The 14139-nt window shown below is 71.7% G+C and carries 11 protein-coding genes; 4 read left to right on the forward strand and 7 right to left on the reverse strand.

The genetic code is table 11. The features are described 5' to 3' along the window. Positions 1-17 precede the first annotated feature (17 nt). Complete coding sequence (locus tag ACWC24_RS19340) at positions 18-1067, forward strand: amidohydrolase family protein (RefSeq protein ID WP_450664041.1); 1050 nt, start codon at positions 18-20, stop codon at positions 1065-1067. A gap of 174 nt (positions 1068-1241) precedes the next feature. Here ACWC24_RS19340 and ACWC24_RS19345 read toward each other — a convergent pair whose 3' ends face one another. Continuing rightward, positions 1242-1643, reverse strand: coding sequence for a hypothetical protein (locus tag ACWC24_RS19345; RefSeq protein ID WP_450664042.1), 402 nt, complete (start codon positions 1641-1643; stop codon positions 1242-1244). Positions 1644-1964: 321 nt separating this feature from the next. Between ACWC24_RS19345 and ACWC24_RS19350 the strand changes: the two genes are divergently transcribed. Further along, positions 1965-2834, forward strand: coding sequence for an LLM class F420-dependent oxidoreductase (locus ACWC24_RS19350; protein ID WP_450664043.1), 870 nt, complete (start codon positions 1965-1967; stop codon positions 2832-2834). 281 nt (positions 2835-3115) lie between these two features. On the opposite strand, the gene ACWC24_RS19355 is transcribed toward ACWC24_RS19350, so the two are convergent. Continuing rightward, entirely contained in the window at positions 3116-4606 is a 1491-nt protein-coding gene (locus ACWC24_RS19355; RefSeq protein ID WP_450664044.1) for an APC family permease, read from the reverse strand. A 184-nt stretch (positions 4607-4790) separates the two neighbouring features. On the opposite strand from ACWC24_RS19355, the gene ACWC24_RS19360 reads away from it, so the two are divergent. Continuing rightward, positions 4791-6284, forward strand: coding sequence for a PucR family transcriptional regulator (locus tag ACWC24_RS19360; RefSeq protein ID WP_450664045.1), 1494 nt, complete (start codon positions 4791-4793; stop codon positions 6282-6284). 118 nt (positions 6285-6402) lie between these two features. Here the strand turns inward: ACWC24_RS19360 and ACWC24_RS19365 are convergent, their stop codons facing one another. Beyond that, on the reverse strand, positions 6403-7068 hold the full coding sequence (locus ACWC24_RS19365) for a GntR family transcriptional regulator (protein ID WP_450664046.1): 666 nt from the start codon (positions 7066-7068) through the stop codon (positions 6403-6405). A gap of 63 nt (positions 7069-7131) precedes the next feature. After that, positions 7132-8385: a CaiB/BaiF CoA transferase family protein gene (locus ACWC24_RS19370; protein ID WP_450664047.1), complete on the reverse strand. Its 1254-nt coding sequence runs from the start codon at positions 8383-8385 to the stop codon at positions 7132-7134. Between the two features lie 90 nt (positions 8386-8475). Here ACWC24_RS19370 and ACWC24_RS19375 point away from each other — a divergent pair, with 90 nt between their 5' ends. Continuing rightward, positions 8476-9696: an acyl-CoA dehydrogenase family protein gene (locus ACWC24_RS19375; protein ID WP_450664114.1), complete on the forward strand. Its 1221-nt coding sequence runs from the start codon at positions 8476-8478 to the stop codon at positions 9694-9696. Here the strand turns inward: ACWC24_RS19375 and ACWC24_RS19380 are convergent. From ACWC24_RS19380 to ACWC24_RS19390, 3 genes are all read right to left on the reverse strand, one after another. Further along, positions 9589-9996, reverse strand: a complete 408-nt coding sequence (locus tag ACWC24_RS19380) for a VOC family protein (protein WP_450664048.1) — start codon at positions 9994-9996, stop codon at positions 9589-9591. The two genes, ACWC24_RS19375 and ACWC24_RS19380, sit on opposite strands and share 108 nt — an antisense overlap. A 300-nt stretch (positions 9997-10296) precedes the next feature. After that, positions 10297-12900, reverse strand: a complete 2604-nt coding sequence (locus ACWC24_RS19385) for a glycoside hydrolase family 78 protein (RefSeq protein ID WP_450664049.1) — start codon at positions 12898-12900, stop codon at positions 10297-10299. Beyond that, the gene (locus ACWC24_RS19390; RefSeq protein WP_450664050.1) at positions 12893-14128 is read right to left on the reverse strand and encodes a family 1 glycosylhydrolase; all 1236 of its coding nucleotides are present in this window, start codon (positions 14126-14128) and stop codon (positions 12893-12895) included. The genes ACWC24_RS19385 and ACWC24_RS19390 overlap by 8 nt, the downstream gene beginning before the upstream one ends. Positions 14129-14139 lie beyond the last annotated feature (11 nt).

Genomic DNA, 14139 nt, shown 5'->3' on the forward strand with positions numbered 1-14139 from the left:
CGAAAGGCCGCTTCCTCATGACCTCTGCGCTTCAGCGAATCGACGTCCACCAGCATCTGGTGCCCGCCTTCTACCGTGACGCGCTCACGGCAGCGGGCATCGGTGAGGCCGGCGGGCGCCAACTGCCTTCCTGGAGTGTCGAGTCGGCCCTGGAACTGATGGAACTGCTCGGCACCCGCAGCGCGATCCTCTCCGTCTCGACCCCCGGTGTCGGGTTCCTAACCGACCCTGGAGAAGCAGCCGCCCTGGCTCGGCGTCTCAACGACCACTGCGCCGAACTGACTGCCGAACACGCCCCCGCCTTCGGCTACTTCGCCACCGTGCCGCTCCCGGACACCGCGGTAGCGGCCCGCGAGGCGGCACGCGCCCTGGACGAGGCGGGAGCCGACGGCGTCACCCTCCTCGCCAACAACGCAGGCACCTACCTGGGAGCTCCGGACCAGGACGAGTTGTGGCAGACGCTGGACGAACGCGGCGCGGTGGTGTTCGTCCACCCAGCCGAACTCCCGGCTCCCCCGGTCGAGGGCGTACCGCCCTTCGCCGCCGACTTCCTCCTCGACACGACCCGCGCCGCGTACCTCCTCGTCCGCAACGGCGTGATCCGGAGGTTCCCCCGCATCCGGTTCGTCCTCGGCCACGCCGGCGGATTCGTGCCGTACGCCTCCCACCGGATGGCCGTCACCATCGCCTCCGACGCCGGGCGCAGCCCGCTGGACGTACTGGACGACTTCCGCTCCTTCTACTTCGACACCGCCCTGTCCTCCAGCCCCGCCGCGCTCCCCACACTCCTCGCCTTCGCCCGCCCCGGACACGTCCTCTTCGGCAGCGACTGGCCCTTCGCCCCCACCCCGGCCGGCCAGTACTTCGCCAACGGCCTCGACACGTTCCTCACTCCGGGGCAGTCGGAAGCCGTCAACCGCACCAGTGCCGAAACTCTTTTCCCCCGCTTCGCCTCGGCGGCGTCCGTCGCCCCGCCGAGGCGCCCCGCCCCCGTCCGGCTGCGGCAGTCGGCCCAACGCGCCGCCGCCAGAATGGCCTTCAAACTCGTCCAGCCCGGAACGAAGTGAGATCCGGAGCCGTGACTCACGGGGCGGCGGCAGGGTCGTCCCCCTGCACCAGGGAATTCCCCGACGAACCCGGCCGCCCTCCGGGGGACTGCCGCTCAACGTACCCGCCCGAGGAGGAGAGGCCTCGCAAGCGCCGACCGGCCGAGCGAGTGTGGTGCGCCCGGCCGGGCCGGATCAGCCGACCGAGTCGACCAACATCTCGTTGGCCTTCTTTTGGCCCTCCTCGAAGATCTGCAAGCCCTCTTGCACCTGGGCCACCTGGTCGTCCGTCAAGCCCTCGCATTCACCAGGCACGCTGCCGTCCATGGTCGCGAGAACTGCGTTGAGGCACTGGGCGGCGGGATCGGCGTACTCCTGGTTCTGACCCGCTTGCCCGTCCGAGCCACCGGAATCGGTGCCATCCGGATCGGTCGCATCGGGATCGGCCGCATCGGAGGAGTCGGGAAGCTGCCGGCCGGTCGAGATGCCCTGTGGTTGCCGCCCGTCGGCGCCGGAGGCTCCGGTGTCATCGCCGGAGCAGCCGGTGACGAGCGCCAAGGCGGCCAGCGCGAGGGCGGCCGGGAACGTACGGTGCAAAGGATCCCCCCTGGGTCCAGAAAAATGATCAGTTGTCACGCTGGCACATCGACCAGGGAGGCACGCCTGTCGTGACGATCTCGTGACAATGGGTCGCCGCGCGACAGCAGAGAGCTACCTGCCTCCTTGGAGGAACAGGGCCTGGTGGTGCTTCGTCAGGTTCGTGCTGTGGATCTGGTGGCGGTGAGGGGGCGGCCGCGGCCGGTCTCTTCGGTGGCCTCGCCCGTCCGGGTGACACGCAGCACCGGCTCCGGGCGCGGCATGCCAAGTCGCCTGAGGACGTCCGCGCTCGGCTTCTAGGGTGACGCCAGGAGGTGGCGGATGCGGGTGGGTCTGCACGCGCTCGGCATCGGTGACGGTGCCCGCCCGGAGGTCATCCGGGCGGTGGCCGCAGCCGCGGAGGCACACGGCTTCGCCAGGCTCTGGTGCGGCGAGCACGTGGTGCTCGTGGATGCGCCCGTCTCCCCCTACCCCTACTCCGCCGACGGTCGGATCGCCGTGCCTTCCGACGCCGACTGGCTGGACCCGTTGCTCGCTCTGAGCTTCGCGGCGGCGGTCACCAGCCGGATCGAACTGGCCACCGGTGTCCTCCTGCTGCCCGAACACAACCCGATCGTGGTCGCCAAGCAGGCCGCAACACTCGACGTGCTCTCAGCCGGGAGGTTCACCCTCGGGGTCGGGATCGGCTGGTCCGCCGAGGAGTTCGCGGCGCTCGGAGTCCCCTTCGTCGGGCGCGGGCGGCGGACCGAGGAGTACCTCGCCGCGATGCGTACGGTCTGGACCGATGACCCGGCCTCCTTCGCGGGGGAGTTCACCCGTTTCGAGGCGATCCGGGTCAACCCGAAGCCCCTGCGCGGCGGCCGACTGCCGGTCGTCCTCGGCGGCAACAGCGACGCGGCCCTGCGCCGCGCCGTCACGCTCGCCGACGGCTGGTACGGCTTCAACCTTGCGGTGGCCGAGGTCCGTTCGCGCGTCGCCGTCCTCGCCGACGAATGCGCGTGCCACGGTCGCGCCTTCGACGGGTTCGCGGTTGCCGTCGCGTTGAGCGACGGCACACCGGAGGACCTGCCGGGCCTCGCGGCAGCGGGCGTCACGGAAGTCGTGGTCGTCGGCGCGCCCCCACCCGCTCCCGACGCGGCCGCCGCCTGGATCGCGGAGCTCGCCCGGACGTGGATCCGCCGCACGGCGTGACCGCGGCCGGCTGGAAGGGGTCGTGATCCTGCCGATCGCGCTCCTGTGTCCCCCACATCCGAGTCGTCCGCATCGGCAACAAGGCTCCCGCCTTCGACCCCTCCCCCTCATCGCCCGGGACGACGGTGGCCCGGGCGTCTTCATCCCCTGCTCAGCGGTGCAGTCGTACAAGTCCGGGCCCCTCATGGAGACCGGACACGGAGTGGGCTTTTCGGATCGTCGGCACGAGGCATGAGGGCGCCGCCGAGGGCCGCGCGCGGGCGGCGCCCTCATGTGGTCCGTCAGCTCGGGATGGCGTCGCCCGCGGGGGCCTGGCTGCGCCGGTCGGGCTTGGCGACGAACAGGTACACCAGGCCCAGGCCGATGACGAGGGCAGCCGAGATGATCACCAGGTAGTTGTCGTACCAGGCCGCGTCCGGGGTGCGCGGCCACGCCATGTTGACCGCGGCCGCCACTCCGTAGACCAGGGCGGCGATGTTCACCGGCAGTCCCCAGGCACCGAGGCGGAACGTACCGCTGGGCCGCCAGCCCCTCAGCCGTGCCCGCAGCGCGGCCAGGACGACCATCTGGAAGCCGACGTAGATCCCCAGCGCGGCGAAGGAGACGATCCGGGTCAGCGCGTTGGCGGAGACCGTCGAGCCGAGGATCACCAGCGCGGGCAGGATCGCGGTCACGGCCAGCGCGTACGGGGGCACGTGCCGGGCCGGGGAGAACCGGGCCAGGTACGTGCTGCCGAAGATCATGCGGTCGCGGGCGTAGGACTGCAGCAGCCGGCTGCCGGCGGCCTGCAGGCTCAGGGCACAGGACAGGAACGAGATCAGTACGACGCAGAGCACGATCCGGGTGCCGATGTCGCCGAAGGCGCCGCGCAGGACCGTGTACACGGGGTCGGCGTCCTGGCCGCTGATCACGGCCCCGAAGTCGGGCACCGCGAGCAGCAGGGCGACGGCCACGAAGGTCGCGGCGGCACCGCCGACGTAGATCGTCATGCGCATCGACTTGGGGATGCGCCGGCTGGGGTCGCTGACCTCCTCCGCGACGTCACCGCAGGCCTCGAAGCCGTAGTAGAGGTAGAGGCCGACCAGCCCGGAGGCGAGGAAGGCGGAGGTGTACGAGCCCGACGACCCGGCGCCGAAGGTGTGCAGCACGACGCCCAGACCGTGCTCGCGGTGGGTGGTCAGCAGCCAGATCCCCACCACGACGGCACCCGCCAGTTCGGCGGCGAAGCCGAAGATGGCGGCCGAGGTCATGACCCGGGTACCGCCGAGGTTGAGCAGGGTGGCGATGAGGATGACGGCGAGGGCGCACAGGACGGTGCTGGTGGTCCCGGGTGCGAATCCCAGGATCAGCGCGACGAACGGGCCGGCGCCGTAGCTGACCGAGGCGATGGTCGCCAGCAGTGCCAGCGCGTACACCCAGCCCGCCATCCAGGCCCAGCGGCGTCCCCACAGTCTGCGTGCCCACGGGTAGATGCCCCCGGACACCGGGAACTGGGAGACGATCTCGCCGTACACCAGGGAGACGAGCAACTGGCCGACGCCCGCGATGACCAGGCTCCAGATCATCGGCGGGCCGCCGGTGGCCAGGGCGAAGCCGAACAGGGTGTAGACGCCGACGACGGGCGAGAGGTATGTGAAACCGAGGGCGAAGTTGCCCCAAAGGCTCATCTCCCTCTTGTACTCGGAGGTGTAGCCGAGGGCGGCCAGCGCGGCGGCGTCGTCCTCCGGCGGAGAGGATTCGTCGCCCGTTCTCAATGCATCGGTTTCGGCCATCGGGGCTCCCAGGTCTGTTCTCGGAGGCTCGACGGGAAGGCTTCGCAGCCCCGTTCGAGTGGGGTCATGTTAGGTTTCCGCCACTCGGCGGCAGCCGCGCCGAATCGTTGAGATTCAGCCTCGCCGCCGCTCCAACCTGTCCAGGGACGCGATGTCCTGGACCAGTGCTGTCCGGAGCGTTGACATGCCGGTGACCGTCGCCGATCTCCTCGGCCTTCCCGGGCTGGGCCTTCGCCTGCTCACCGGGGATGCGCAGCGGGTCGTACGGTGGGCGCACGCCGTGGAGTTGCCCGATCCGACCCCCTGGCTGCAGGGCGGCGAACTCGTGCTGACCACCGGTCTGCGGCTCGGCCGCTCCGCACAGGCGCAGCGCGAGTACGCCGACCGGCTGGCCGACGGGAAGGTCACCGGGATCGGCTTCGGCACCGGCCTGAGCTACGACCGCGCGCCGACGGCGCTCGTCAAGCAATGCGCGGCCCGCGGCCTGGTGTTGGTGGAAGTCCCGTTGGCCACACCGTTCCTGGCCGTCAGCCAGGCTGTCGCCGCGGCACTGGCGCAGGAGCAGAACGCGGCCTTCAGACGGGTGCTGGCCCACCAGCACCAGATGACCAGGGCCGCACTCGGCAAGGGCATCCCCGGCATCCTGCGGCACCTGGCCAAGGCGCTCGACGCCGAGGTCGCGGTGACCGACGCCCATCAACGAGTTCTCGGAGCGGCGCCCGGGGACGGCGCCGCTCTGGTCGACCGGGTGCGGGCCGAAGTCGGTTCGGACGGCGGCCGGGCGGCGGGACCGCTGGGGCTGAGCGTCCGCGACGGGAGCAGGCATCTCATGGTCCAGTCGCTCGGGGTCGCCGGGACCCGGCGCGGGCTGCTGGCGGTGGCGGCCGACGCGGAGTTCACGCCCCTCGACCAGTTGCTGCTCACCCACGCGGCCTCGCTGCTGTCGCTGGAACTCGAACGGCCGCAGGAGGCCGTGGAAGCTCACCGGGCGCTGCGCGCGGCCGTCCTGGGCACACTGCTCGACGGCGGCCTCACCGCGCAGGCCGCGCACCGGTCTCTGCGCCACCTCGGCTTCGCGCCGTCCGACCGACTGGTGGTCCTGCTGTTGCTCCAGGCCAGATACCAGCGGCCGGTCCTCGTGCAGCAGGCCGCACGCGGCCTCGACGGCCTCGCCTCGTGTCCCTATCTCCTGCGGGAGGAAGAGGACGGCGTGGTGGTCGTGACCCGCATCGCGGATCTGGACGTGGTGCTGGACACTCTCGAAGCGGCCGACGTGACCATCGGGGTCAGCGGCTCCGCGGCACCGGACGACCTGTCCGCCGCGCTGCGCGCCGCACGATACGCGGCCGCCCAGGCGAAGGCGGATCGTCGGCGAGTGGCGCGTTACGGGCAGTTGCGGCTTCCCGCGCTGCTCGCGGACGCCGGCGTGCGCACGGCCGTCGGTCATCTGGCCGACGGCCTGCTGACGCCGCTCGAGGAACATCCGGTGCTCTACCAGTCGTTGGAGGCCTTCCTGCAGCACAACGGCGGGTGGGAGCCGGCTTCCCGGGCGCTGGGGGTGCACCGGCACACCTTGCGCCACCGCATGGCACGCGTGTCGGAACTCACCGGCCTCGACCTGGAATCGGCCCAGGACCGGGCGGCCCTGCTGCTGGCGGTCCTCTCACGCAGGCTGTAGAGCGGTACGGCGCGGTCCTCGCGCCGTACCGGCCCCGCGGGCGGGACCGGGGAGTCTCCCGTCCCGGCCGTATGCCTGCGGCCCCCCGACGCCGAGGCCGACAGGGCGGCGGCCTGCGTCAGTTGTCCCGCAGGATCCCTTCCAACGCGGCCACCGCGTGCCCCCGGTGCTCGTCGAGCAGGCGTACCGCTTCCTCCACCTGCCCGGCCCGCAGCGCGTCCAGCACCATGCGGTGCTCACGCAGCACATGGTCGCGGTGGCCCTCTTCGGCGTAGTACAGGGCGCGGTAGGCGTCGGTGGTGTCCCACAGGGTGGCGATCAGCCGGACCAGGCGCGGCATGCCCGCCGCCTCGTAGAGGATGAAGTGGAAGTCACGGTTCGCCCGCGTCATCGCGGTGACGTCGGCTGCCTGCGCCGCGGACTCCACCTCGCCCTGGGCCGCCTCCAGCGCCTGCGTCGTCGCCGCGTCCCACCGCGCGCCCGCCTGCCGTACGGCCTCGGCCTCCAGGATCTCCCGCAGCCGGTAGACCTCGCGGAGGTCGACCAGGGACAGGACGGCGACGAAGTAGCCGCGGTGCGCCTCGTGGCGCACCAGACCCTCCGCCTCCAGGGTCTTCAGGGCCTCCCGCAGAGGGAGCCTGCTGACGCCGAGCCGCTCGGCCAGCGCGTCCTGCCGGACCGGTGCGCCCGGCTCCAACTGTCCGCTGGTGATGGCCCGTCTGAGCTCCCCCAGCACGAACTGCTGGGTGGTGGGCGGTCGCCGCCTCGGGGTCGGGCTGGTCATGGCGGGGCTCTCCAATAATGCCGTCGTGGCCGGGATTTCAGGCCGGTGGGACAGATCGGCGGGTCAGTGGTCCGGTCGCCTGACGGCGGCACCCTGCGGACGCGGGGCGTTCGGGCGGACGGTCCACGAAGTCGCGTCCGGAGGGCCGGGACGCCGCCCGAACCGGGCGAGGACCTCGTCGGTGTGCTCGCCGAGCCTCGGCGGCGCGCTGTGGTAGGCGGCGGGCGTGGCACCCAGCCGGATGGGGTTGGCGACCTGCTCCACCGGCTGGTCGCGCCGCGGATCGCGGATCGTGACCCGGGCTTGCAGACCGAGCCCGTCGGCGAGTTCGAAGGCCGCCGCGAGATCGTTGATCGGTCCGCACGGAACGCCGACGGCGGTGAGGACCTCGAACCATGTCTGCGCCGGACGCGTGCGCAGCGGTGCGTCGAGTGCGGCGAGCAGGTCCTCGCGGTGGGCGACCCGGGCCGGATTGGTCGCGAAGCGCGGGTCGTCGGACAGTTCCGGGACACCCAGCTCGCGGCAGAGCGCCGCGAACTGCCGGTCGTTGCCGACGGCGAGGGCGAGGGGCCGGTCGGCCGCCTCCACCACTTCGTACGGCGCGATGGACGGGTGCCGGTTGCCCATGGCCCGCGGGACGATCCCGCCGGCGACGTACGCCGAGGACTGGTTGCTGAGCGCGGAGAGGAGCGAGGCGAGCAGGGAGACCTCCACCCGCTGCCCCTCCCCCGTGCGCTCGCGGTGGCGCAGCGCGGCCAGCACGCCCATGCCCGCGTGCAGTCCGGTGATGACGTCGACGAGGGCGACACCGGCCTTGGTGCCGGATCCGTCCGGCTCGCCGGTGACGCTCATCAGGCCGCCCATCGCCTGGACCAGCAGGTCGTATCCGGGCAGCGCGGCGCCGCCGTCCGTCCCGAAGCCGGTGACCGAGCAGTAGACCAGGCCGGGGTTGAGGGCGCTCAGCTCCTCGTAGCCGAGGCCGAGGCGCTCCATGGTGCCCGGCCGGAAGTTCTCCACGAGCACGTCGGCGCGGACGGCGATGTCCCGTGCGGCGGCCCGGTCGCGGTCGTCGGTCAGGTCCAGGGCGACGGAACGCTTGTTGCGGTTGACGCCCAGGAAGTAGGTCGCCTCGCCGTCGGCGTAGGGCGGGCCCCAGGCCCGGGTCTCGTCGCCGGTGACCGGGCGTTCGATCTTGACGACCTCGGCGCCGAGGTCCGCCAGGAGCATCGTCAGGTACGGGGCGGCCAGCACGCGGCCGAAGTCCGCGACGACGATCCCGGACAGGGCGCCGGGCGGGGCCGTTCGGTCGGGTGACATGCGGGCTCCCTTCATGTCTTGGCAAGCACTGGGCGTGCGGCTACGATCCGAATTGGATCCAACATCCGAGATCCGATATCCATGACCGGCATGCTAGCGCCGCCCCTCACCGTTGTCAGCACGTCAGGAGAGCCCGTGTCCGCCCAGCCCGTGCACCCCCTCGATCTGTTCGCAATCGACACCCTGCTCAGCGACGAGGAGCGCGACATCCGCGACACCGTCCGCGCCATGGGCGACCGCGAGCTACGGCCGCACGTCGCCGAATGGTTCGAGACGGGCGCCGTTCCGGCCCGCGAACTCGCCCTCTCCCTCGGCGAGTTGGGCGTCCTCGGCATGCATCTGCAGGGCTACGGCTGCGCCGGCACCAGCGCGGTCGCCTACGGCCTCGCCTGCATGGAGCTGGAAGCCGTCGACTCCGGCCTGCGCAGCCTGGTCTCCGTCCAGGGCTCGCTGGCGATGTACGCGATCTGGAAGTACGGCTCCGAGGAGCAGAAGCAGCAGTGGCTGCCCGGCATGGCCGCCGGCCGCCTCATCGGATGCTTCGGGCTGACCGAACCGGACGCTGGCTCCGACCCCGGTTCCATGCGCACCCGCGCCACGCGCGACGGATCCGACTGGATCCTCGACGGCACCAAGATGTGGATCACCAACGGCTCGGTGTCGGACGTGGCGGTGGTCTGGGCCCGCACCGACGACGGCGTGCGCGGCTTCCTCGTCCCCGCGGGTACTCCCGGCTTCACCCGCAACGACATCAAGCAGAAGCTGTCCCTGCGGGCCTCCGTCACGAGCGAGCTGGTCCTGGAGGGCGTCCGCCTCCCCGCGGACGCGATGCTGCCCCAGGCCCGGGGCCTGTCCGGTCCGCTCGGCTGCCTCAACGAAGCCAGGTTCGGCATCGTCTTCGGCGCGCTGGGCGCCGCCCGGGACTGCCTGGAGACGGCGATCTCGTACGCCGGCGACCGCACCGTCTTCGACCGCCCGCTGGCCGGCTTCCAGCTCACCCAGCAGAAGCTGGCCGACATGTCCCTGGAACTCGGCAAGGGCATGCTGCTCGCCGTGCATCTGGGCCGCCTGAAGGACGCGGGCCGGATCACCCCGGAGCGGATCAGCGTCGGCAAGCTCAACAACGTCCGGGAGGCGATCGCGATCGCCCGCGAGTGCCGCACCGTCCTCGGCGCGAACGGCATCACCCTCGAATACCCGGTGCTACGTCACGCCAACAACCTCGAGTCGGTCCTCACCTACGAAGGCACCAGCGAGGTCCACTCGCTGGTCATCGGCGGCGCGGTGACCGGTGTCGCCGCCTTCCGCTGAGCCTCCCGGCCCGCCGCAGGCCCCGGAACGGGGCCAGGCGCTCGGAGCGGGCGCTTCCCGGGCCCGTTCGCGCTCCGGCGGAACACCGCGCCGGGCGGGCTCCAGCACCAGCTCGGTGCCCTCCGGGCCCTCGGGCGAGACCACGGTCGGCCACCGGTGCTCGCCGAGCGGGACCTCGTGCTTCTTCACGAACCCCGGCACCTCCGTGCAGAAGCGCAGGGCCCGGTCCTGGTCGTCGACGCGGACGCTCGAGAGGTGGATCCTCGTTTTCCGGTCTCCGGTGCATCGGGCTTGAGCCACCGGGCAACGATCTGCTCGAGCGGTTCGGTGGTGAGGTCGTGGAAAAGCCGGACGTGCCACGTGGGCCCGCCGGGCCGGATCGACGAGACGGGCCTCGCGGCCGCCGGGCGGGCTCGCGTCGTCATGCGCGGACAGGACGGTCTCGACGCGCTCCCACAGCCGCACCACCGCCCTCGCGCACCTCTCTCCTCCGACCCTCTGCGTGGGTGGGGCCACGGGGACGGGCGGCGGTCTGCTGCGTGACGCTCGGCCACCCGGCCCCGCTCGTGTTCCTCCCTCCCGTCGAACCTCAGATCTCGCTCACCCCGTCGGCTCGTCGGGAGGCCATGGCGCCGCAGGGCGCCACCGGGGGTCGTCCGCCGGGTCCCGGTAGGGCACGGCGAAGCGATGCTGCCCGCAGCCGACCTCCTGCCGCTCGGCCCCCGGCAGCGCGACGACAGCGGTCGAGCCGGTCGGCACGGTCACCCGCACCCGCAGCTCACCGGCAGCGCGTTCCCAGGCGACCTCGGCGAGCCCGTACGGCGTGCGGTGCGCGGTGCGGGCCCAGGTGAGCCCGCCGCCGGGACGCGGCTCGACGAGCAGGGTCCGGTAGCCCGGCGATCCCGGCGCGAGCCCCGCCACCACGCGGTGCATCCAGTCGGCCACCGCGCCCAGTGCGTAGTGGTTGAACGACGTCATCTCACCGGGGTTGATCGAGCCGTCCGGGAGCATCGAGTCCCATCGTTCCCAGATCGTGGTGGCGCCCATCGTCACCGGGTACAACCAGGACGGGCATTCGGTCTGGAGCAGCATCCGGTAGGCGTCGTCGACCGCTCCCGCGGAGGTGAGCGCGTCACAGATCACCGGCGTTCCGAGGAAACCGGTGGCCACTTTGTGCTCCTTCTCCCGTACCAGCCGGACCAGTTGTCCGGCGGCACGGGCACGCTGATCGGCGTCGGTCAGGAGGCCGAACTCCAGGGCGAGCGCGTAGCCGGTCTGTCCCGAACCGGCGATCCTGCCGTTCTGGGTGACGAACTCGTCGTGGAACGCCTGACGCACGCCGTCGGCGAGTTCGGCGTACTTCGCCGCGTCCGCCTCCTGCCCGATCACCTCGGCGATGCGGGCCATCGTGTCGGCCACGTGGGCCCGGTAGGCGGTGGCCACCAGATGCGCGTCCGTCTCGGCACGCCACGGCGCGTCCGGCGGCGCGGCCGGGTCCAGCCAGTCCCCTAGCTGAAGGGCCGGCTTGTCGAAGAGGCCGGCGGGACCGAGCAGGTCGGTGAGCCCGTCGACCCAGGCCCGCATGCTCGCGTACTGGCGGCGCAGCAGCCCCGTGTCCCCGAAGCGCTGGAAGAGGACCCAGGGCACGATCACCGCGGCGTCGCTCCAGCCGGCCGTCGGCGCGGGATCCGCGAAGGGGCCGGGGAAGTCGACCCGTGGCACGAACAGCGGTACGACGCCGGTTTCGGTCTGGTCCGCCGAGAGATCCGCCAGCCACGACGTGAGAAGTCCGGCGCTGTCGTAGAGGTAGGAGGAGGTCGGGGCGAAGACCTGGACGTCGCCGGTCCAGCCCAGCCGTTCGTCACGTTGCGGGCAGTCCGTCGGGATGTCGACGAAGTTCCCGCGCATGCCCCAGACGACGTTCGCGTGGAGCTGGTTCAGCATGGGCTCGGAGCACTCGAACCATCCGGTGCGGCGCATGTCGGAGTGGTAGACGACGGCGACGGCGTCGAGGTCGTCGTAGTCGCCGCCGACCTCGGCGTAGCGAAAGCCGTGGAGGGTGAAGGACGGTTCCCAGCGTTCGCCCTCGAGGTCACCGCGCAGGATGTAGCGGTCGGTCGCCTCGGCGGTGCGCAGCGGCCGCACCCCGAGTTCGCCGTTCTCCAGCACCTCGGCGTGACGCATCGTGATCGTCGAGCCGCGGCGGCCCCGTACCGAGATGCGCAGGCGCCCGACCATGTTCTGCCCGAAGTCCAGCACGGTGCGGCCCGAGGGAGTGGTGATCGTCTCCATCGCGGTGCGCTCCTCGATCGCGCGGACGGGTGGCCCGGTCGGCGCCACGAGGGTGGCGAGGTCCCTCTGCCCACGTCGGACCCCGGCCCACTCTCGTTCGTCGTACCCGGGGGACGACCATCCGGGCCTCTCCTTCGTCGCGTCGTACGTCTCGCCCTCGTAGAGATCGGCCTTGCGGATCGGCCCGGTGGCCGACCGCCAGTTGTCGTCGGTCGCGACCACCTGGCGGCGGCCGTCGGCGTACTCGATCTCCAGCTGCGCCAGCAGACCGAGCGAACTGCCGTACGTGTCACGCCACTCGGGTACGAATCCCACGCGGCCGCGCCACCAGCCGTCGGCGACCTGTACGCCGATGGCGTTCTCGCCGGCCCGGAGCATCGCTGTGACGTCGTACGTCTGGTGGCGCAGCCGGTGCCGGTAGCTGGTCCAGCCCGGTGTCAGCGTGTGGTCCCCGACTCGCTCACCGTTGAGTTCGGCCTGGTACATGCCGTGCGCGGTGATGTGGAGCCTCGCGCGGACGACGTCCCCTCGCGCCGTGAACGAGCGGCGCAGCAAGGCCGCGGGGCCGCGTTCGTCGTGAGCGGGCTCGATCAGGGCGGCCTGCCATTCGCGCACGGTCAGCCCGCGTTCGACGGTCACGGGGTCGCTCCAGTCGGAGACCTCCCCGTCCGCGCCGATCACGCGCGCCCGGACCTCGCGCGCCTCCCTGGGCTCCAGCGGCGTGGCCGGCCAGGGCACCAGCACCGAGTCCGCCGACTCGACGTGGAAGAACTCCTCGCCGATCGTGAGCTCGTAGGCGGTCTGCCGCCAGCCGGGCCGGCCGGCGATCTGCCAGGAGAGGCGGGGGCGCTCCTCGCCGATGCCGAGGGGGTCGTCCCGGTGCTCGAAGCGCACCACCGAGATCTCATCCATGGCGCAGGTCCGCCACGAGCGCGCCGTAGACGCCCGCGCTGGGTTTCGGCGTGCGGTCGAAGGTCACCGGGTCGACACTGTGCAGGCCGAACCGGGGGCCGAAGCCGAAGATCCACTCGAAGTTGTCCATCAGGGTCCAGTGGAAGTAGCCGAGCACCGGGACGCCGTCGGTCATGGCTTGCTGGAGACCTTCCAGCGACGGCTCGATGAAGGCCGCCCGCTCGGTGTCGTCGTCGGCCTGGATGCCGTGCTCGGTCACCATGACGGGAACGCCGCTCACCGCGTGGGCGTAGCGGGCACAACTGCCCAGCGAGGCCGGGTCGGTGCGGTTCATCACGCCGCCCTGCGCCGCAGTGCCGTCGGCGTTCACGGCGCCCTCGGCGTCGTAGTAGTGCCGCTCGTAGTTCTGGATCCCGACGAAGTCGTCCTCGCGAGCGATCTCCAGCCACGGCTGGTAGACCTCGGCTCGTTTGCGGTCCCGCAGCGTGGCGTCGGTGCCGTGGACCAGGTCGTCGACGATCGCGATCGACAGGCCGGTCGGCAGATCCGGCCGGCGGGCCTTGATCGCGGCTCGGGCGGCCCGATGGCCCGCCGCCTGTCCGGCGAAGAGGGCGTCGGCCTCCTCGGCGACGGTGATGTTGGTGAGTCGGTAGCGTTCGACGCCCGCGGCCCGGGCGCACGCTTCGAGCGTGGCGCGCTCGAGGTCACGCACGACGTCGGGGAGTCCCGCCCAGGCCAGCATGGGCGGCAGATTGGGCTCGTTCATCGTCACGGCCGCGGCGATCCGGTCGCCGAACGCGGACATCACCCGGTCGCAGAACCGGGCGAAGCGCTCCGGAGCCCGTTCGCCGAGCCATCCGCCCTGCATCGCGAACCAGTGGGGAGCGACGAAGTGCTGGAACGTGACCACCGGTGCCAGACCGCGCTCGAGGCAGTGGTCGACGATCTCCTCGTAGTGGGCGAGCGCCTCGGTGGAGAACTCGCCCTCGGCCGGCTCGATCCGTGCCCACTCGACCGAGAACCGGTAGGCGGTGAGATGCATCCCGGCCGCGAGGTCGACGTCCTCGCGCCACCGCTCCCACCCGTTGCAGGCCTTGCCGGACCTCTCCTGGAAGACGGTCGGCGTCACGTTCTCGGCGAACCAGCAGTCGCTGGTGACGTTGTCACCTTCGTTCTGGTGTCCGGCGCCTGCCACGCCCCAGAGGAAGTCGGCGGGGAATCGGTGCATGGGTCTCTCCA

It is taken from the genome of Streptomyces sp. NPDC001443 (genome assembly GCF_053597355.1).